General features: G+C 62.5%; 16 protein-coding genes and 3 pseudogenes. 11 read left to right on the top strand and 8 right to left on the bottom strand.

Annotated features, from left to right (window positions below):
• Positions 1-23: 23 nt before the first annotated feature.
• Positions 24-125 carry a ribonuclease HepT family protein gene (locus tag NKH36_RS24045; protein WP_352964838.1) on the top strand — a complete coding sequence of 34 codons (102 nt, stop codon included), beginning with the start codon at positions 24-26 and terminating at the stop codon, positions 123-125.
• Between the two features lie 190 nt (positions 126-315).
• Positions 316-960 carry a dihydrofolate reductase family protein gene (locus tag NKH36_RS24040; RefSeq protein WP_352964835.1) on the top strand — a complete coding sequence of 215 codons (645 nt, stop codon included), beginning with the start codon at positions 316-318 and terminating at the stop codon, positions 958-960.
• A gap of 73 nt (positions 961-1,033) precedes the next feature.
• Here NKH36_RS24040 and ppk2 read toward each other — a convergent pair.
• Positions 1,034-1,819: pseudogene (ppk2, locus tag NKH36_RS24035) on the bottom strand (polyphosphate kinase 2); the annotation flags it as partial.
• Positions 1,820-1,997: 178 nt separating this feature from the next.
• Here ppk2 and NKH36_RS24030 point away from each other — a divergent pair.
• Positions 1,998-2,156, top strand: coding sequence for a hypothetical protein (locus NKH36_RS24030; protein WP_292515107.1), 159 nt, complete (start codon positions 1,998-2,000; stop codon positions 2,154-2,156).
• Between the two features lie 55 nt (positions 2,157-2,211).
• Here NKH36_RS24030 and NKH36_RS24025 read toward each other — a convergent pair whose 3' ends face one another.
• Together NKH36_RS24025 and NKH36_RS24020 are read right to left on the bottom strand one after the other, a co-directional pair.
• Positions 2,212-2,472: a DUF982 domain-containing protein gene (locus NKH36_RS24025; protein ID WP_352952792.1), complete on the bottom strand. Its 261-nt coding sequence runs from the start codon at positions 2,470-2,472 to the stop codon at positions 2,212-2,214.
• A 59-nt stretch (positions 2,473-2,531) separates the two neighbouring features.
• The gene (locus NKH36_RS24020; RefSeq protein ID WP_352964832.1) at positions 2,532-3,197 is read right to left on the bottom strand and encodes a GntR family transcriptional regulator; all 666 of its coding nucleotides are present in this window, start codon (positions 3,195-3,197) and stop codon (positions 2,532-2,534) included.
• A gap of 178 nt (positions 3,198-3,375) precedes the next feature.
• Here NKH36_RS24020 and NKH36_RS24015 point away from each other — a divergent pair, with 178 nt between their 5' ends.
• Entirely contained in the window at positions 3,376-4,635 is a 1,260-nt protein-coding gene (locus tag NKH36_RS24015) for a multidrug efflux MFS transporter (protein ID WP_352964829.1), read from the top strand.
• Positions 4,636-4,676: 41 nt separating this feature from the next.
• A complete protein-coding gene (locus tag NKH36_RS24010) occupies positions 4,677-5,051 on the top strand; it encodes a DUF423 domain-containing protein (protein WP_352964827.1) in 375 nt (124 codons plus the stop codon).
• A gap of 325 nt (positions 5,052-5,376) precedes the next feature.
• Here NKH36_RS24010 and NKH36_RS24005 read toward each other — a convergent pair whose 3' ends face one another.
• Entirely contained in the window at positions 5,377-5,520 is a 144-nt protein-coding gene (locus tag NKH36_RS24005; RefSeq protein WP_352964824.1) for a hypothetical protein, read from the bottom strand.
• 142 nt (positions 5,521-5,662) lie between these two features.
• Here NKH36_RS24005 and NKH36_RS24000 point away from each other — a divergent pair, with 142 nt between their 5' ends.
• Entirely contained in the window at positions 5,663-6,745 is a 1,083-nt protein-coding gene (locus NKH36_RS24000) for a LacI family DNA-binding transcriptional regulator (protein WP_352964822.1), read from the top strand.
• A 10-nt stretch (positions 6,746-6,755) separates the two neighbouring features.
• On the opposite strand, the pseudogene NKH36_RS23995 reads toward NKH36_RS24000, so the two are convergent.
• A pseudogene (locus NKH36_RS23995) lies at positions 6,756-8,007 on the bottom strand (OpgC family protein).
• Positions 8,008-8,213: 206 nt separating this feature from the next.
• Here NKH36_RS23995 and NKH36_RS23990 point away from each other — a divergent pair.
• Positions 8,214-8,885: an alpha/beta hydrolase gene (locus NKH36_RS23990; protein WP_352964819.1), complete on the top strand. Its 672-nt coding sequence runs from the start codon at positions 8,214-8,216 to the stop codon at positions 8,883-8,885.
• Positions 8,886-8,897: 12 nt separating this feature from the next.
• On the opposite strand, the pseudogene sthA reads toward NKH36_RS23990, so the two are convergent.
• A pseudogene (sthA, locus tag NKH36_RS23985) lies at positions 8,898-10,284 on the bottom strand (Si-specific NAD(P)(+) transhydrogenase).
• A gap of 206 nt (positions 10,285-10,490) precedes the next feature.
• Between sthA and NKH36_RS23980 the strand changes: the two are divergent.
• The 3 genes from NKH36_RS23980 to NKH36_RS23970 all read left to right on the top strand — a co-directional run bounded on the left by NKH36_RS23980 (position 10,491) and on the right by NKH36_RS23970 (position 12,886).
• Entirely contained in the window at positions 10,491-10,961 is a 471-nt protein-coding gene (locus tag NKH36_RS23980; RefSeq protein WP_352964817.1) for an RDD family protein, read from the top strand.
• Between the two features lie 138 nt (positions 10,962-11,099).
• On the top strand, positions 11,100-11,864 hold the full coding sequence (locus tag NKH36_RS23975; protein ID WP_127314425.1) for an arginyltransferase: 765 nt from the start codon (positions 11,100-11,102) through the stop codon (positions 11,862-11,864).
• A 125-nt stretch (positions 11,865-11,989) separates the two neighbouring features.
• Positions 11,990-12,886 (top strand): DMT family transporter, encoded by an 897-nt coding sequence (locus NKH36_RS23970; protein ID WP_352964814.1) that lies wholly within the window; start codon positions 11,990-11,992, stop codon positions 12,884-12,886.
• Here NKH36_RS23970 and NKH36_RS23965 read toward each other — a convergent pair.
• Positions 12,874-14,082: an AI-2E family transporter gene (locus NKH36_RS23965; RefSeq protein WP_352964811.1), complete on the bottom strand. Its 1,209-nt coding sequence runs from the start codon at positions 14,080-14,082 to the stop codon at positions 12,874-12,876. The two genes, NKH36_RS23970 and NKH36_RS23965, sit on opposite strands and share 13 nt — an antisense overlap.
• 257 nt (positions 14,083-14,339) lie before the next feature.
• Complete coding sequence (gene parC / locus NKH36_RS23960) at positions 14,340-16,592, bottom strand: DNA topoisomerase IV subunit A (protein WP_352964808.1); 2,253 nt, start codon at positions 16,590-16,592, stop codon at positions 14,340-14,342.
• Positions 16,593-16,854: 262 nt separating this feature from the next.
• On the opposite strand from parC, the gene NKH36_RS23955 reads away from it, so the two are divergent.
• Positions 16,855-18,045: an aq_1923 C-terminal domain gene (locus NKH36_RS23955; RefSeq protein ID WP_352964805.1), complete on the top strand. Its 1,191-nt coding sequence runs from the start codon at positions 16,855-16,857 to the stop codon at positions 18,043-18,045.
• Positions 18,046-18,246: the final 201 nt, after the last annotated feature.

Here is an 18,246-nt window from a genome sequence, read left to right as displayed (position 1 = left end):
ATGACTGGCTGCTCCATCATGGCGTGGAGCGCGGCATCGAGATTATTTCCGAAGCCGCCCGGCACATCCCGGACGATTTGATCGCTCTTGCTCCAGAAATTCCCTGGAAACAGATTCGGGAATAGGCAACATTTTGCGTCACGAATATGCAAGTAACTGCCGTTGCAGTCACTCGTCTTGGCTGTGATCCTGATGCGGCTGGCCCAAACGAGCCGCCCATCGCTCGGCGCGATCCAAAATACCGATTGCAAAATGCAATCAGTTTAGTTAAAACAAAACTGCTTGCATTTCACAATTGATTTAGAGGAGGCAGTCATGTCCAAGCTGAGTGTCAACGCTTTCACCCTGTCAATTGACGGTTATGGCGCCGGTCCCGACCAGGACCTGAAAGAGCCGCTGGGCGTCGGCGGGGAAGCCTTGCACAACTGGATGTTCGGCACCCGAACCTTCCGCAACATGTCTGGCGAAGATCGCGGCACCACGGACACGGACGACGGCTTCGTGGCGCGCAGCTTCGATAATATCGGCGCGTGGATAATGGGACGGAATATGTTCGGACCGATCCGCGGACCCTGGAAGGACGAGAGCTGGAAAGGCTGGTGGGGAGACAATCCGCCCTACCATGTTCCGGTCTTCGTGCTCACCCACCATCCTCGGAAGCCCATTGTCATGGAGGGCGGCACGACCTTCTATTTCGTGACCGACGGCATTCACTCGGCGCTGGAACAGGCGAAAGCAGCGGCTGATGGCAAGGATGTACGGCTGGGTGGTGGCGTCGCCACGATCCGGCAATATCTGAGGGAAAAGCTCATCGACGACATGCATCTGGCGATATCGCCGATGCTGCTCGGCTCAGGCGAGCACCTTTTTGCCGGCCTCGACATGCTCAAGCTCGGCTACCGGTGCAGCGAGCAGGTCGCGACGCCGAATGCCACGCACGTCATCATCAAGCGCGCGTAGTTCTCACTGCGGGCGCAGCCCTCTGCGCCGCGAAGGAATGCCGCCCGTCCGGGCCTTTAGCAGTCCCAGATGATCAATACTTCTCCGGCACATACAGCTCGCGCGGCAGCACCTGGCGCTCGTATTCGGGATTGAAGACGCGGTCGGGTAGCGTGATCTCTTCGTGCGGCACCTCCTCATAAGGCATTTGCTTGAGGAGATGATCGATGCAGTTCAGCCGCGCCCGCTTCTTGTCGTTGCCCTCGACGATGAACCAGGGGGCTTCGGGGATGTTGGTGCGGGCGAACGTCTCTTCCTTGGCCTTGGTATAATGCTCCCAGCGCACGCGCGACTGCAGGTCCATCGGCGACAGCTTCCACTGCTTCATCGGATCATGGATGCGCATCTGGAAGCGCATCTGCTGTTCCTCGTCGGTGATGGAGAACCAGTATTTGACCAGCGTTATGCCGGAGCGGACCAGCATGCGCTCGAACTCCGGCACGTCGCGGAAGAACTCCTCGACCTGATCCGGTTCGGCAAATCCCATCACCCTTTCGACGCCGGAGCGGTTGTACCAGGAGCGGTCGAACAGGACGATCTCGCCGCCTGCCGGCAGATGCGGGACGTAGCGCTGGAAGTACCATTGCGACTTCTCGCGCTCAGTCGGCGCCGGCAAGGCAACGACACGGCAGATGCGCGGATTGAGCCGCTGGGTGATACGCTTGATAACGCCACCCTTGCCGGCCGAGTCGCGGCCCTCGAAAACCACCACCAGCTTCATCTTGTGATATGCCACCCAGGACTGCAGCTTGATCAACTCGGATTGGAGCGTGATCAGGTCACGAAAATATTGCTGGCGATCCATCGAGGGCGGATGCGCTTGTGATTTGCCCCCGGTCCCCCCTACACCATTGTGCCAGCCATCTTGCAAGCCACGGAACCGTGTTCAGCCAGCCTGCCGGCTGTCTATGGAGCCGATCGCCCTTTGCGGTGTTGTGTTTGTAGCCCAATGCTCCTAGGCAGAGCTAAGAACCTTTGGGATTGTGAAAGGAAGAGATATGGCGCGAGCACCGAATTACGGCCAAGAACGCAAGGAACGCGACCGGCAGAAAGCTGCCAAGAAGGCGGAAAAGCAGGCAGCCAAGGTCGCAGCCAAGGAACGTACGAAGCCCGAAGACGAGACCACGTCCGAGACCGAAACGGAAACGGCAGAGTAAAACGCGTCCGGCCCGCGAGGCGGATAGGATTTGGCCTAGGAATCCCGCTGCGTTTTCAGGCCGGAGCCTTGTCGCTGACGAACACGTTCACTTCGCGCGCGGCGGCAATGAAGGCACGCCTTGCGGTCATCGCCGGTTTGTCACCGGCCAGCGCATCATGGCAGGCCTGCAGCGCTTCGCGGTGCTTTGGACTGCGCTTGCCGGGCCAGCTGTTGAGGAGGTAATCGGAAGCCTCGCGGGCCGTACGCAAGAGCTGAGTGGTTCCCTCCGCGCCCGACTTGACGGTCACGGGTGTTTCAAATCGGTTGTTTTCCATCGCCGCTCTTACGCCATCGGCGCTCGCGAAGCGAGGGCGAAAGTGGTTGCCCTCAGCAATCACGCCGCGACGACGGCAAATCCCCTGGCACGCAGACCGCGCCGGTCATTGTGTAATGACGTCACCAGCCGGTCGCGGCTGCCAACGATATGGGCCGAAAGCCGGTGTGCCGCCGCGTCGGCATCGCCGGCCCGCACCGCTGCCAGAATGGCACGGTGTTCGGCCCAGGCACGGCCGAGTGCCGCCTCGTCGCGCACCTCCAGCCAACGCGCCCGCGACAGGCGCGTCATGGCATCGCGGACCGCCCTGACCAGGAACTCGTTGCCGGACAGGCGTGCCAGCTCGATGTGAAAATCCATGCCGACGCGATGCCATTCCTCGCGCAGGGTGCCGGCGTCGCAGGAGTCCAGCATCGCCTCGATGACGTCGACGGCGCTCCTGTCCTCCAAGGCACAGGTCAGCTTGACTGCCGCGACCTCGACCGCCTCGCGGCAGACGGCGATCTGCTCGAGCTCGGCGAGGTTGATTGGCGATACCGTCCAGCCGCGCCCGTCGCGGCAGACCAGACCTTCCGTGTCGAGCCGCAGCAATGCTGCCCTGACCGGTGTGCGCGATGCCCCGAAGCGGCTTTCGATCCAGCGTTCCGTCAGCCGCTCGCCGGGGCCGATCTCGAGGCCGAGGATCATCTCCCGAAGCTGCTTTTCGACATTCTGCATCTGCGACATGGCGGTTCCGTCCTGGCCATTTGTTTCGGCGATCGGTCGCTGGCCAGCGTTTGCCGATTACGTTTGAAAGTGGCCGCATTGACAGCGGCCGGGCTTGCGTCCATGACGGATACCATCTTGGTATCCCAAGACGGTATCCACAGCAAGCCGCCGACAGACTTGCCCGACAGGACATGACATGCCGCAAGACACCACCCCTGCCACGCAAGGCACCCACAACATCCACTGGCGCCGCAATCTCGCCGTGTGCTTTGCCGGCTCGTTCAGCACGCTTGTCGCCATGACCCTGCTGTTGCCCTTCCTGCCGCTTTATGTCGAACAGCTGGGTGCCGAGGGGCACGCGGCGATCGTGCAGTGGTCCGGCATCGCCTATGGCGCGACGTTCTTCGCCGCCGCGCTGGTGGCGCCGCTGTGGGGGCGGCTGGGCGACCGCTACGGCCGCAAGCTGATGCTGGTGCGCGCCAGTTTCGGCATGGCGGTCTGCATGTCGCTGACCGGCATGGTGGAGACTGTCTGGCAATTGGTGCTGCTGCGCCTGCTGATCGGTTTCGCCGGCGGCTATTCCTCGGGTTCGACCATTCTGGTCGCCATGCAGACGCCGAAGGACCGGTCGGGCTGGGCGCTCGGCGTGCTGGCGGCCGGCATCACCGCCGGCGCGCTCGTCGGCCCCCTGCTCGGCGGCGCGCTGCCGCCCTTGATCGGCATCCGCGCCACCTTCCTGCTCGCCGGCAGCGTCATTTTCCTGGCGTTCCTGGCAACGACTTTTCTCATCAAGGAAAACCCTCGCCCGGCAGCCGACAAATCAGCACCGACTGAGAAGCCGAAAGGTGGCTGGTCGCAAATCTCCGACAAACGCCCCGTCATCGCCATGCTGGCGACCGGCACGCTGTTGAGCTTCGCCACCATGTCGATCGAGCCGATCATCACGGTCTACGTGCAGCAGCTCATCGAGAATCAAAGCCTGCTAACACTGACCTCCGGCGTCGTCATGTCGGCGGCAGCACTTGGCGCCATCCTGTCGGCCTCGCGGCTCGGCAAGCTCGCCGACCGCGTCGGGCACTGGAACGTCATCATTGGGGCGCTTGCCGTCTCGGCGCTGCTGCTGATCCCGCAGGCCTTCGTCACGCAGGGCTGGCAGCTCGTCGGTCTGCGTTTCCTGATGGGGCTGGCGCTTGGCGGCCTCTTGCCCTGCATCACCAGCGTCATCCGCCATAATGTTCCGGACGGCGTCGGCGGCAATGTGCTGGGCTTGTCGATCTCGGCGCAATATGTCGGACAGGTCGCCGGGCCGCTGCTCGGTGGCTTCGTCGGCGGTCATTTCGGCATGCGGGCGGTATTTCTCGGCACGTCCGTGCTGATGGCGGGCGGAGCGGCGTATAACTGGCTGGTCCAGTCACGCCGCGCACGCGACATGCTGGTGCAGGCGGGCAAATCCTGACACCGTTTGCGGGCTATCACTGCTTCACGGGGACCAGAGACATGAGCACGGCCGAGCACCCAGCAAGCGGCAGCGGCCGCATCCTCGTTTTCGTCTGCGGCCTGTGCGGCGCGGCCGGCGTGGCGCTCTCCGCCGCGGCGGCACATCTGGGCGGCGCTTTCGTCGGCACGGCAGCGTCGTTCCTGCTCATGCATGCGCCGGTCTTTCTTGCCGTCGGCCTCGTCGGCGCAAACCGGATCCTGCAAACCGCAAGCCTTATTCTTCTTGTCGGGCTTGTATTGTTCTGCGGCGATCTGCTTGCCCGGGACTTCCTCGGCTCGCGGCTTTTCCCGATGTCGGCACCGATCGGCGGCACCTTGCTCATCGCCGGCTGGCTGGCGGTTGCAGCCTCGGCGCTGGTGCGCCCGCGCTCCTGAGACGGCATTCCCGTATCCAGCGGGAGAGCTCGGTTGGGTAGCCCTCACGACCTCAAAGTGCGGCGCTTGCAGGCAATCGGCCGGGTCCGCCAAACGACGGTCAGTCAGACGATGGCCAATCTTGCCGGCGTTCTGGCCGGATCGGCAGGTCGCGATTGCGTGCCGCCGGCTTGGCAGGCGGCGCCGCTCCGGCCGATCGGTGGCGGGCGAGATGCCCCAGTAGTTGCGATAGAGGTCTTCGAACAGATGATTGATCGGATGCATGGCTTGGTTCCTCTTCAAACTTGAATCGATCCAATCGACAGGCATGAAAAAGCACTGCCGGTCAGCTCCGCTTACGGTCCACGAGAAAACGCAGGTCGCGGATCCACGGACCGGCGCTGCCGCGACGTGTCCGGGTCACCGCGTTGGAAGTAATGCTCCAGTCGTTGCGATAGATGTCTTCAAACAGATAATTGACGGGGTGCATGGCTCTCTCCTTCCTGAATCGATCCAATCCACAGTTGGCGGCAGACTTGGATCGGTTCAAAAATACACCCAACCGCACCAATGTCAAGCAAAATTTGAATCGATCCAACAAAGATGCTAGATAGCAATCCGGAGGCAGAAAAATGGCGTCATCCACCGAAGGCAATACACGACCCGTCCGGCTGGCCGACATCGCCAAAGCCGCCGGAGTCTCGCACGGCACTGCTTCCAACGTGTTCAGCCGTCCCGAGATCGTACGCGAAGAAGTCCGCGAGCGGGTCAAGGCAGCGGCCGAGGCGATGGGCTATGCGGGCCCCGACCCGAAGGGTCGGCTGCTGCGCGCCGGCAAGGTCAACGCGATCGGCGTCGCCACGACCGAGCCGCTGTCCTATTTCTTCGAAGATCCCTTTGCCCGCGCGATGATGGCCGGAATTTCCGAGGCATGTGACGCCACCGGCGCCGGCATCGCGCTGGTATCGGCTGGTAATCAGGAGAAGCTTGCCTGGAATATCCAGAGCGCGCTGGTCGACGGCTTCATCCTGTTCTGCATTGAGGGCGGCTCACGCCTTGTCGAACTGACGCGCGAACGCAAACTCCCCTTTGTCGCGCTTGAGCTCGGCTTCGACGACGACACTGTTTCGGCAATCGGCGTCGACAATGTCGCCGGCGCCCGCTTGGCGGCGCATCATCTTGCCGAGCTTGGCCATCGGCGCTTCGCCGTTCTGTCGCTGCCTTTCGCCGACGACAGGACCGGTCCTGTCTCGCCGGAGCAGGTTCGGACGGCCGTTTACCCCGGCACGCGCGATCGCCTCGTCGGCTATTTCGAGGCGCTTTCCCGGTTCGGCGTCGATACCGCCGGGATTCCGGTATACGAGACCGAAAACGACGAAGCCAGCACTAGGGCTGGCCTCGAGGCGATCTTCGCAGGCGGCGAGCCGCCGACCGCAATCCTGGCGATGTCGGACCGGATGGCCATGATCGCGATCGAATGGCTGACCGCGCGGGGTCTGGCCGTTCCCGGCGACGTCTCGGTCATCGGCTTCGACGGCGTGCCTGAGGCGGCGCTTTGCGATCCTCCGCTCACCACGATCGCCCAGCCGATCGCCGAGATCGGCCGCCGGGCGGCGCGAACGATCCTCGATTTCGACGGCATGGTGCGGCGCGAGAGGCTCGGCGTCGAGCTTGTCGTCAGGGCATCTTCCGGGCCGCCACCCAAAACAGCCTGAGCCCGAACGTCTACGGGTTGGTGGTCGCCATGGCTCCCACCCCAAAGGACGTATGAACAGGCGGCGCCTCGCTGCGGACCGGCCTGCTCTTGCCCGACCGCCCAATACCCGACAGCCATTCGAGATAATAGGCGAGCGCGAACTGCATGGCTATGCCGGCGGCGATCAGCAAGCTGTCAGAGGCAAATCCGCCCGGGTTGATCAGCTTCATCACCTGCGCCCCCATGGCCATCACCGTGCCGGCGATGAAAACCGGCAGCGATCGTTTGCCCAATATGGCGAGCGGATGATCGCGGCTGGTGCGGAACAGGTTCGAGACAGAAGGAAACGCCACGATCAGGTAGCTCACTGCCAGGATGTGCAGCAGCCTTGGCAGCGACAGGAACGTCTTGTCGAAGCCGGTCAGCACCACGGGCAGGTTCAGCCACGACACGTGCCCCCATCGCGGGCTGTGCACCCAGACCAACGCCGCCGCGACATAGATCGCCGAGGCGCCGACCAGCCAGCGATTGACCGGAATGGTGCCGCCGCGCCTGATATGCAGCATGCTCGCCAGGCCGATGTTGAAGAGGAACTGCCACGACAGCGGATTGAGGAACCAGAAGCCCGGCTCGGGATAATTCGGCGGGGCGATCTGGTAGATACCCGCAACCAGCCACAGAACTCCGGATACGGCGAGCGCCGACAGGGGCCTGTGGCTGATGAACAGCAGGAAGGTTGGCGCCATCAGCAGCAGCACCGCATAGACCGGCAGGATGTTATTGTAGCCGAGCTGATGGCCAAGCGTGGCGATGCCGATCAGCGCTTGCGGCGGGTTCCTGATCAATGGCTCGATGTTGATCAGCGTCAGCATGTCCGGCCGCTTCGCGAACATCGCCGCCGCACAGAAGATGGCCACCACCACCATCGTCGTGACGATGTGGGCGACATAGAGCACACCGGCGCCACAATTTCAGTGTCGCCATGAGCCGGTATCCGGGTTGGAATTTCGAACCGTAGGCGAGCGCGACGGACATGCCGGAGATCAGCACGAAGGCCTCCGCGGCATCCGAAAACCCGAAATTCTTATAGGTCAGGGTTTCGAAAACCGTGCCCGGGACATGGTCGACAAATATGATCAGCAGAGCGAGAGCGCGGAACACATCAATACGCGTATCGCGTTCCGGGATACGCGTATCCGGGATACGCATACCGCGATCCGGGATACGCGTGACGCGATCCGGGATACGCGTGACGCGATCCGGTGAATTTGGCATGGTCATCGATAAAAAGGCCTCAAAGCTGGTTGTTCATGCCGGCAATCGATGCGACCGCCGGACGCACCGCTTCGATTCCTCCCTCAGGAGCATATCGGCGAACAAACGGACTGAAATGCGCCCGGTTCAATCAACTTTGAAGGAGCTCGAAAATATTCCGTTTTGAAGCCGGCAAACGAACAAAAACGACGCGGAATCAAAAGGATGAAACTATGGCCGAAAAACCTCCGGAAGACGGCTTTTTGCGGCGCGACCTGCCGTTTTTCTATCGCCTCTACAGACCAGCAGAACCAACCGGCGAATGCCTTTTTCTGCTGCATGGATCCGGTGTCGAGGAGACGACTCTGGTGGCGCTGGGGCAGAAAATCGCGCCGCACGCGGTGCTGGTGGCGGTGCGTGGCCGTATCGCCCAGGAGGATGGTTTCCGCTGGTTCAGACGGATCTCACCCATACGCTTCGAACAGGGTAGCATCCGCAAAGAGGCGGACGCTTTCGCGGCCTTCATCACCGAGGTCGCGAAACGCCAGGACCTCGTCCTCTCCCGGGCAATTTTTCTCGGCTATTCGAACGGCGCCAACCTGGTTTCAAGCGTGATGCTGCTGCATCCGCAGCTCATCGCCCGAGCGGCGTTGCTGCGACCCATGCCCGTGCTGGACGAGGTACCGCCGGCGGACCTCCGCAAGGCACGGGTGGCAATCATATCCGGCGCCGCCGACCTGACCTACGGGCCCTTCGCACTCGCGCTGGTCGGACTGCTCTGCCGGCATGGTGCCGAGGTCGAGGCCCACACGATCGCCTCCGGCCATGAAATCGGCGATCGGGATGCTGAAATCGTCAGGCAATGGCTGGCCGGCCCGGCAATCACGATTGCGCAGGCAAATTGATGAGCCGAGATCTTACCCTCGCCCCATCCGGTTCCAGGCATCCAGCCCGGCGATCTTGTAGGCTTCGGCCAGCGTCGGATAGTTGAAGGTGTTGTTGACGAAGAAATCGACGGTGCCACCGAGATTGATCACCGCCTGGCCGATATGGATCAGTTCGGTCGCGCCCTCGCCGACGATATGCGCGCCGAGCAACCGGCGCGTTTTGATCGAAAACAAAAGCTTCAGGAAGCCCGTGTTGACGCCCATGATATGGCCGCGCGAGGTTTCGCGGAAGCGCGCCACGCCGACCTCATACGCGCCGCCGCTCTCGCGCACCTGCTCCTCGGACTGGCCGACGGTCGAGATTTCCGGCACCGCGTAGATGCCGTAGGGAAAGGTTTCCGGCGGCGGCGGCAAGGGCACGCCGAAGGCGTGGCAGGCGGCCACCCTGCCCTGCTCCATCGAGGTGGAGGCGAGGCTCGGAAAGCCGATGACGTCGCCGGCGGCATAGATGTTCGGCGCGCTGGTCCGGAAGGTCTGCGGATCGACCTTGATGCGGCCCCGGGAATCGGCCTCGATGCCGACCACGTCCAGGCCGAGCGCGCCGACATTGCCGTTGCGCCCCGCGGCATAGAGCACCATCTCCGAGCGTATGGTGCGGCCGTCGGCAAGCGTCACCTCGGCGTAGTCGGGTTTCGAGGCGATCTCCTTGATCGCACTGCCAAGCCGGATCGTCATGCCGCGGTCACGCATCTGATGCATGAAATCGTCGACGATCTCGCGGTCGACGAAATCGAGAGTGGTGTTGCGCCGCTCGACCAGCGTCACCGGCACGTCAAGCGCCGAAAAGATCGTCGCGTACTCAACGCCGATGACGCCGGCGCCGATCACCGTTAATGTCCGCGGCAAGCGCTCGAGCTCCAGCATCTCGTCGCTGTCGAAGATACGGATCTTGTCGAAAGGCACATCGCGCGGCCGGTGCGGGCGGGTACCGACCGCGATCAGCGCGTGCGCAAAACCGACTTCGCTATAGTCGCCGGTGTCCGTCGTCAGGCTCGCTCTGTTGGGCCCGAGAAACTTGACTGCGGCGCGCGCTCTTGACCGTGTTGCGCATGAACTGGTGCTGCAGCACCTCGACCTCGTGATCGAGCGTCTTGTGCAGGCGTTCGATCAGATCGCCGACCGAAATGTCCTGCTTGACCCGGTAGCCGCGCCCGTAGAAGCCGCGCTCGCGCCAGCCGGAGAGATTGAGCACGGTTTCCCGCAGCGTCTTCGACGGGATGGTGCCGGTATGCACGGAAACACCGCCAAGGCGCCGGCCCCTGTCGAACACCAGCACAGATTTGCCGAGCTTGGCCGACTGCACCGCGGCGCGGCGCCCGGAAGGGCCGCTGCCGATGACCAGCATGTCGTAATCCATGTCGCCTCGTCCCTCGCCTGCACTTTGGTGCGCTGCAGCAAGCTAACGCCATCGGCGCTGCAAATTCAACCGATTCGGGCTATGCCCGGTGCCGGTTCCCACCGCATGCCGCGGAAACGCCCGACCTTGATTCCGTCGCAAGACTTCACCATTTCAAAACCAGGCGGCCCCGCACCCTAGCCCGGGCCTGATTGCGAGGAAATGATATGAACGCGCGCGTTCTCGACGGCGAAATCATCACCTCCAGGCTCGATGATATCAGGGCCTATGACGGCGTGCGCACGCGGCGTGTCCTCGCCTTCATCGTCGACTATTGCATCGTCGCGCTGCTCACCATTCCGTTAGCTATCCTGGTATTCTTCCTCGGGATTTTGACGCTCGGCCTCGGCTGGATGCTGTTTTCCGTCCTCGTGCCGGCCGTCGCCATCCTCTACATCTGGAACACGCTCGGCAGCGCCGACCAGGCCACGACAGGCATGAAGATGATGGGGATCCGGCTCGACCGTCTGGACGGCACCCGCATCGACGGGCTGACGGCGGTGGTGCATTCGGTGCTGTTCTGGGCCGGCAACGTCATCCTGACGCCGCTGGTCCTTCTGGTGTCGCTGTTTGCCGACCGCAAGCGCACGCTGCACGACCTGCTGCTGGGCACGGTGGTCAGCCGCAGTGACCGCTAAGATCAGCTTTTCACCAGTCCCACCAGCTTTTATGTGCAAAGTGAAGGCTTCCGATCACCCACGCCTTCACAATCCTGTTGAATTTTTCGCCGTGCGCGCCAAAGGTATGATGATTCGCAGGAGTGTTTCCAAGGTTCGATGACGCACCATCCTACCCAGTCGCCGCAGTTCTTCCTGACCGCGCCGTCGCCGTGCCCGTACCTTGAGGGCCAGTTCGAGCGCAAGGTGTTCACGCATCTGGTCGGCGACAAGGCATCGGAGATGAACGACCTGTTGACTCAAGGCGGCTTCCGGCGATCGCAGAACATCGCCTACCGGCCGGCCTGCGAGACCTGCCGCGCCTGCGTTTCGGTACGCATCCTGGCCCAGGAATTCACCGCCAGCCGCAATATGAAGCGGGTGATACAGCACAATTCGGATCTCATCGGCGCGATGCACGACGCGCAACCATCCACCGAGCAGTATTCGCTGTTCCGCAGCTATCTCGATGCCCGCCATCGCCGCGGCGGCATGTCCGACATGACGGTGCTCGACTACGCCATGATGGTCGAGGACACCCATGTCGATACCAAGGTCATCGAATACCGGCGCCGCGGCCCCGACAGCTTCATCACCGGCAAGGGCCAGGGCGAACTGATCGCAGTCGCCCTCACCGACAAGATGGCCGACGGCCTGTCGATGGTCTATTCCTACTTCAATCCGGACTTCGAGGACCGCTCACTCGGCACCTTCATGATCCTCGACCACATCGCCCGCGCCAGGGCGATGGGCTTGCCCCATGTCTATCTCGGCTACTGGGTCAACGGCTCGCGCAAGATGAACTATAAGATGCGCTTCATGCCGCAGGAGCATCTCGGCCCTAAAGGCTGGGAACGCTACGACCACGAAGCGGTTTCGCGCTGATCCGTCCTTTCGCCAATCATCGTTAAAACTGTTTCAAGGAGGGTGCCGCTGGTTTTCGGCCGCTCGGCTGGAACGCAGACGCTGGCCAATTTTGCGCCTGCCTCCACATCATTGCGAGAATTGCCATGTCGTCCCACAACGATCACCAGAAAGGTCTTCTCATCACCGCCATCGGCGGGATGACGCTGACCATCGACATTCCGCTGATCCGGCTCGCCGACGGCGGCGCGTGGACGATCCTCCTGCTGCGCACCGGCACCACCCTTGTCGCGGCGCTGATCATCTGGGCTGTGTGGCGCTCGCTGAGCAGGAACGCGCCGCAGCTCATCCCCGGCTGGTCGGGGCTCGTCGTCGCCATATGCTACGGGCTGACCTCGGTCACCTTCATCACCAGCATCTACTACACCACGACCGCCAATCTGGTCTTCATCCTGGCCTTCAACACCGTGTTCGCGGCACTGCTGTCCTGGCTGTTCCTGAAGGAGCGGCCGCGACTGGTCACGGTGGTCGCGATGCTGGTCATGATTGTCGGCGTCGCGATCATCGTCGGCGATTCGATCGGCACCGGGCACCTTTTCGGCGATCTCATGGCGCTGTGCTCGGCTTTCTTCATCGCACTGGCCATCACCATCTCGCGCGCCAGCGGCAAAGACATGGGGTTCACATCGCTGATCGGCGTGATCCTGCCCCTGGCCGTCGCGGTGTTCATGGTCTCAGGCGAAGGGTTTCAGGTGAACGCGCCGTGGTGGATCATCTTCAACGGCGCCGTCATCATGCCGATCTCGTTCTTCTGCCTCGCCAACGGGCCGAAATATATTTCGGGACCGGAAGTGGCGATGTTCTATCTGCTCGAAACCGTGCTGGCGCCGGTCTGGATGTGGATGATCTTTGCCGAGACCCCATCGCGCAACAGCCTGATCGGCGGTGCGATCCTGATCGTCACGCTGGTCGCCCATTCGCTATGGCAGCTGCATGAGGGGCGCAAGCGCCGCGCAACCCTTGCGGTCAGTCATCCAGCCTGAGACTTTTTCTCGGCAACGATTTCGATTTGCGGCGGCGCCCCGTCGAGTTCGACCGGTGCTGCGGGGGCAAGTTCGTCGGCCAATTCCACCTCGCGCAGCCATTCGCGCCAGATCGCGACCAGCAATGCCATCAGCACCGGGCCGATGAACAGGCCGAGAAAGCCCATCGTCTTGACGCCGCCGATCAGGCCGAAAAAGGTCGGCAGGAACGGTAGCTTTATCGGGCCGCCGACCAGTTTCGGGCGTAATGTCTTGTCGACGATGAACAGTTCGACGGACCCCCAGATGAACAGCGCCAACCCGGCCATCGGCGAGCCGCTGGCGGCGAGATAGATCGAAACAAGCGTGAAGGACAGCGGTGCGCCGCCAGGGATCAGCGCCATGACGCCGGTCAGGGCGCCGAGCGTCACCGGCGACGGCACGCCGGCCAGCCAGTAGGCCACGCCCAGCACCACCCCCTCGCCGATGGCGATAATGGTCATGCCGGTTACCGTCGAGGAAATCGTCGCCGGCACGACGCGTGAAATCCGCTCCCACCTGGTCGGCAGGATGCGTTCGCCGAGACGGTCGATCTGCCCGGCGAAATGCTCGCCGTCGCGATAGGCAAAGAACAGCGCGATCATCATGAACAGCAGCGCCAGCAGAAGGCCGAAAGCGCTGCCGCCGGCGGCCAGCACGCCGCGATAGATGCTGCCGATGTTGGCGCCGCTGATCAGCTGGATCAGTTCGCCAATGCCGCCGGGATGGCCGAGATTGCGCGTCCACTGCTCGTTCAGCCAGTCGCCGACCACGGGCAGCGTGGCGATCCAGTGCGGCGTCACCGCGCCTTCGCGGTTGGTCTCGATCGCCCAGCCGACCCATTCGCGGACTTCGTTGCTGGCGTAGGCGCCGGCGAGCGCAATCGGCACCACCAGGAAGGTGAGAATGAACAGGATCGCCAATGTCGCGGCGATCGTGCGGTTGCCGCCGACAGCAGCGAGCAGCCGCCGATAGAGCGGCCAGCTGGCAAAGGCGATGACGAGAGCGGCAAGCACCGGGACCAGGAAACCGTGAAAGAAATAGACCCCGGCGGCAACGATCAGCACCAGGAGCCAGCGCGCCGCCGACAGCGGCGGAATGACGGCGGATCTGACCGGCGTCGACAGGCCGAACAAGCGCTGCTGCCCTTCCGGTTTCTTAATCCTCGCTTCTTTCAAATGCCCATTTCTCCCAAAGGGGTATGTCGCCGCCTTATGTAGCGGTGCTTATGTACCATGATAGTGCAGCAATCGTGACGACATTCCAAATGCTGATAATCTCCCCCCTCGAGGGGGAGATGGCCGGCAGGCCAGAGGGGGTCGCTGCGCGTAAAGCTCCAGCCTCCTCTGTCGCAATAAGAGGTCGCGTCGCCTGAACGTGCCGACCCCCTCTGTCGCCTCCGGCGACATCTCCCCCTCAGGGGGGAGATTGGCAGCTACCCAAACTTCCCCGTCCTCGGGAATCCCTTCGGCACCATGCGTCCGGCCGAGGCTCGAGCACCAATCCACTCTATCAGCTCTTCGCGTGATTTGATGAAGGTGCGGTCGGCCGAATCCTGCCAGGAGAGACCGCCTGCGAGCGTGAAGGTCTTGAGGTCGAGGACGCCGCCATCCTTGTATTTCTGCAGGCGAACGCCCTTGCCGCGACCCATCTCAGGAATCTCGGCGAGCGGGAAGACCAGCATCTTGCGGTTCTCGCCGACGATGGCGAGATGGTCGCCGGCGACCGGCACACAGCGCTGCGCCTCGTCCGGCGCCTTGACGTTCATCACCTGCTTGCCCTTGCGGGTGTTGGCGACGACCTCTTCTTCCGGCACGATGAAGCCATTGCCGTCGTGAGACACCAGCAGCAGCTTGCGCTTGGGATCATGGACAAAGGCGGTGACGATGTCCTGGTCGTTGTCCATGTCGACGATGATGCGGATGGGTTCGCCATGGCCGCGCCCGCCCGGCAGCCGGTCGGCGCCGATCGTGTAGAACTTGCCGCCGGTGGTGAAGACCAGCACCTTGTCGGTGGTCTGGGCGTGGAAGGCGAGCTTGAGGCTGTCGCCCTCCTTGAAGGTCAGCAACGAATGGTCGGTCAGGTGACCTTTCATCGCCCTGAGCCACCCCTTTTCCGAAACGACCACGGTGACCGGCTCGCGCTCGATCATCGCATGGGCGATGTCGGTCAGATCATGTTCGGGCGCGTCGGCGAACTGGGTCCGGCGCTTGCCGAGCACGGTCTCCGGTCCGAATTTCTCGCGGATGCTGGAGACTTCCCATTTGATCGTCGACCACTGCCTGGCATTGGACGCGAGCAGCGCCTCGATCTGCTTTTTCTCGATAGTGAGGCCGTCGAATTCCTTGCGGATCTCGAATTCCTCGAGCTTGCGCAGGGCCCTGAGCCGCATGTTGAGGATGGCTTCGGCCTGGTTGTCGGTGAGCGACCAGCGCGCCATCATCACTTGCTTGGGCTCGTCCTCCTCGCGGATGATCCTGATCACCTCGTCGATGTTGAGATAGGCGATCAGATAGCCGGCGAGGATCTCCAGCCGCCTTTCGATCTCGCCTAGGCGATGCCTGGAGCGGCGGATCAGCACCTCGCGGCGGTGCTCCAGCCATTCCTTGAGCACGCCTTTCAGCGACAGCACGTTGGGTATCTTGCCGCGCGACAGGACGTTCATGTTGAGCGGAAAGCGGCTTTCGAGCTCGGTCAGCTTGAACAGCGATTCCATCAGGATTCCGGGATCGACCGAACGGCTCTTCGGCACCAGCACGACGCGCACGTCTTCGGCACTCTCGTCGCGGATATCTTCGAGCAGCGGCAATTTGCGCGCCATCAGAAGCTCGGCGATCTTTTCGATCAGCCGCGCCTTCTGGACGCCGTAGGGGATTTCGGTGACGACGATGCTCCAGGTGCCCCTGCCCTGGTCCTCCTGGCTCCATTTCGCCCGGACGCGGAAACCACCGCGACCGGTTTCATAGGCTTCGAGGATCGAGGCCCGGCTATCGACGATGATGCCGCCGGTCGGGAAATCCGGACCTTGGACGAAGTCCATCAACGTCGTCACCGGCGCATCCGGATGCTCGATCAGATGCAGCGCAGCGTCGCAGAGCTCGGCGGCATTGTGTGGCGGGATCGAGGTCGCCATGCCGACGGCAATACCGGACGAGCCGTTGGCGAGCAGATTCGGGAAGGCGCCGGGCAGCACGACCGGCTCCTCGTCCTCCTCATTGTAGGTCGGCCGGTAGTCGACCGCATCCTCGGTGATGCCGGACAGCAGCTCGGTCGCCACATCGGTCATGCGCGCTTCGGTGTAGCGCATAGCGGCGGCGTTATCGCCGTCGATATTGCCGAAATTGCCCTGCCCGTCGACCAGGGGATAGCGCATCGAAAAATCCTGCGCCAGCCGCACCAGCGCGTCGTAGATCGACTGGTCGCCATGCGGATGGAACTTGCCCATCACCTCGCCGACGATGCGGGCGCATTTGGCGAAGCCCTGGTCGGGGTTGAGCCTGAGCAGCCGCATAGCATGCATGATACGGCGATGGACCGGCTTCAGCCCGTCACGCACATCCGGCAGCGCCCGGTGCATGATGGTCGACAGCGCATAGGCGAGATAGCGCTCTTCCAGCGCTTTCTTCAGATCGACCGGCTCGATGTTGTCGCCACCGCCATCGCCAGGCGGTAAAAGCCTTTTTCCCATGGGCTGGGACTAGCCGAGCGGGTGATTCGCGGCAAGAGGCGCTTGAACGCGCCGCCCTTCCGCAACACGAACTGAACGCACTGCTGCGCCGACCAACATCAATCGGTTACATCCCGGCTCTATGGCAATGGATCGGATTTGCCTTTCGCCATGGTTTTCGACCATTGTGCGGGAGAACGCCTTTTTCCCGTCCAGTTCGTCACGGAAGAGTGACGGCGCAAAGAATTGAAAAGACATTCAGTATACTCTCAGGGGACTCGCGATGACGATCAGACGCTCGACACTCAACAAACTTGCTTTTTCGACGTTTTTGCTGACGCTACCGCTGAACGCGGCCTTCGCGCAGGATGCGGCGGTCGCCGACCGGCTGAAGGCGGCTCTCGCCGCCCAGGGCGTCGACATCTCCTGGACCGGGGTGACGGGCGATGCCTCCAGCATGGTGCTACAAGGCGTGGCGTTCAAACCGGCGGCCGAAAAGGAAGCGTTCAAGATCGGCGACGTCAAACTCGAAGGCGTGACCGAAGCCAATGGTGGCTATGAAATCGAAACCGTCTCGACTGCGGCGTTCCAGCACAGCGAGGACGGCGTCACGGTCGACCTCAGCCCCTTCATCATCCACGACATGACGGTTCCGGCCGACGGCGCCACAGGCCCGCTGGGTTCAATGATGATGTATAAATCGGCCGAACTCGACAACATGACGGTCAAGGTTGCCGACAGGACCGCCTTTTCGATGGACGAGCTCGCCATCGAAATCACCCCACCGGCCGACGGCAAAGCGATGGAATTTTCCGGGACCACGGAAAAGTTCAATGCCGACCTCACGCTGGTCGAGGACCCGAAGTCCAAGGACGTGATCAACGCGCTCGGTTACCAGAACATCACCGGAAACCTTGCAATGGAGGGCACCTGGCAGCCTGCCGACGGCAAGATGGAGCTGTCGAAATACGACATCTCCGTCGACAATGCCGGAACGCTCGGCATGACCTTCGGTCTCGGCGGCTACACGCTGGACGTCATCAAGTCGCTGCAGGAGATGCAGAAGAAGATGGCGGCCCAGCCCGAAGGCGCTGACAACTCGGCGCAAGGCATGGCCATGCTCGGCGTCTTGCAGCAGCTTTCGTTCAACAGCGCCTCAATCCGCTTCGACGACGATTCGCTGACCAACAAGGTGCTGGACTATGTCGGCAAGCAGCAAGGCATGTCCGGCAAGGACATCGCCAACCAGGCCAAGGCGATCGTGCCTTTCGGCATGGCGCAGCTCAACAACCCCGAATTGACGGCGCAGGTGTCGGCGGCGGTCGGCAAATTTCTCGACGATCCGCAGAGCCTCGAAATCTTGGCCGAGCCGCCGGCGGCGGTGCCGTTCGCGCTGATCATGGCGGGCGCCATGTCCAACCCGGTGGACCTGACGAAGACGCTTGGCGTGACAGTCAAGGCGAACGAGGACTGAGTGAGTTCACTTGATCGTTCCAAACCCCGGCTGCCTCTGCAGTCGGGTTTTTTCTTCTAGCTCCTCGAACAGTGATTTTGGACAGATCGCAGCGAACGTCGATAGTTCCTGTCAGTGGCAGGTCGCAGACCTTCGAGATTAGCCGAAACACCCCTCCACTTCGTCATCCGAGGGCGGAGCAAGGAGCGAAGCGACGCGGCG

Origin of the sequence: Mesorhizobium sp. M1312, assembly GCF_040318115.1 — a bacterium.
Lineage (GTDB): Bacteria > Pseudomonadota > Alphaproteobacteria > Rhizobiales > Rhizobiaceae > Mesorhizobium.
Note: the sequence above shows the minus strand (reverse complement) of the source record. Positions and strands in the feature narration are given on the sequence as shown.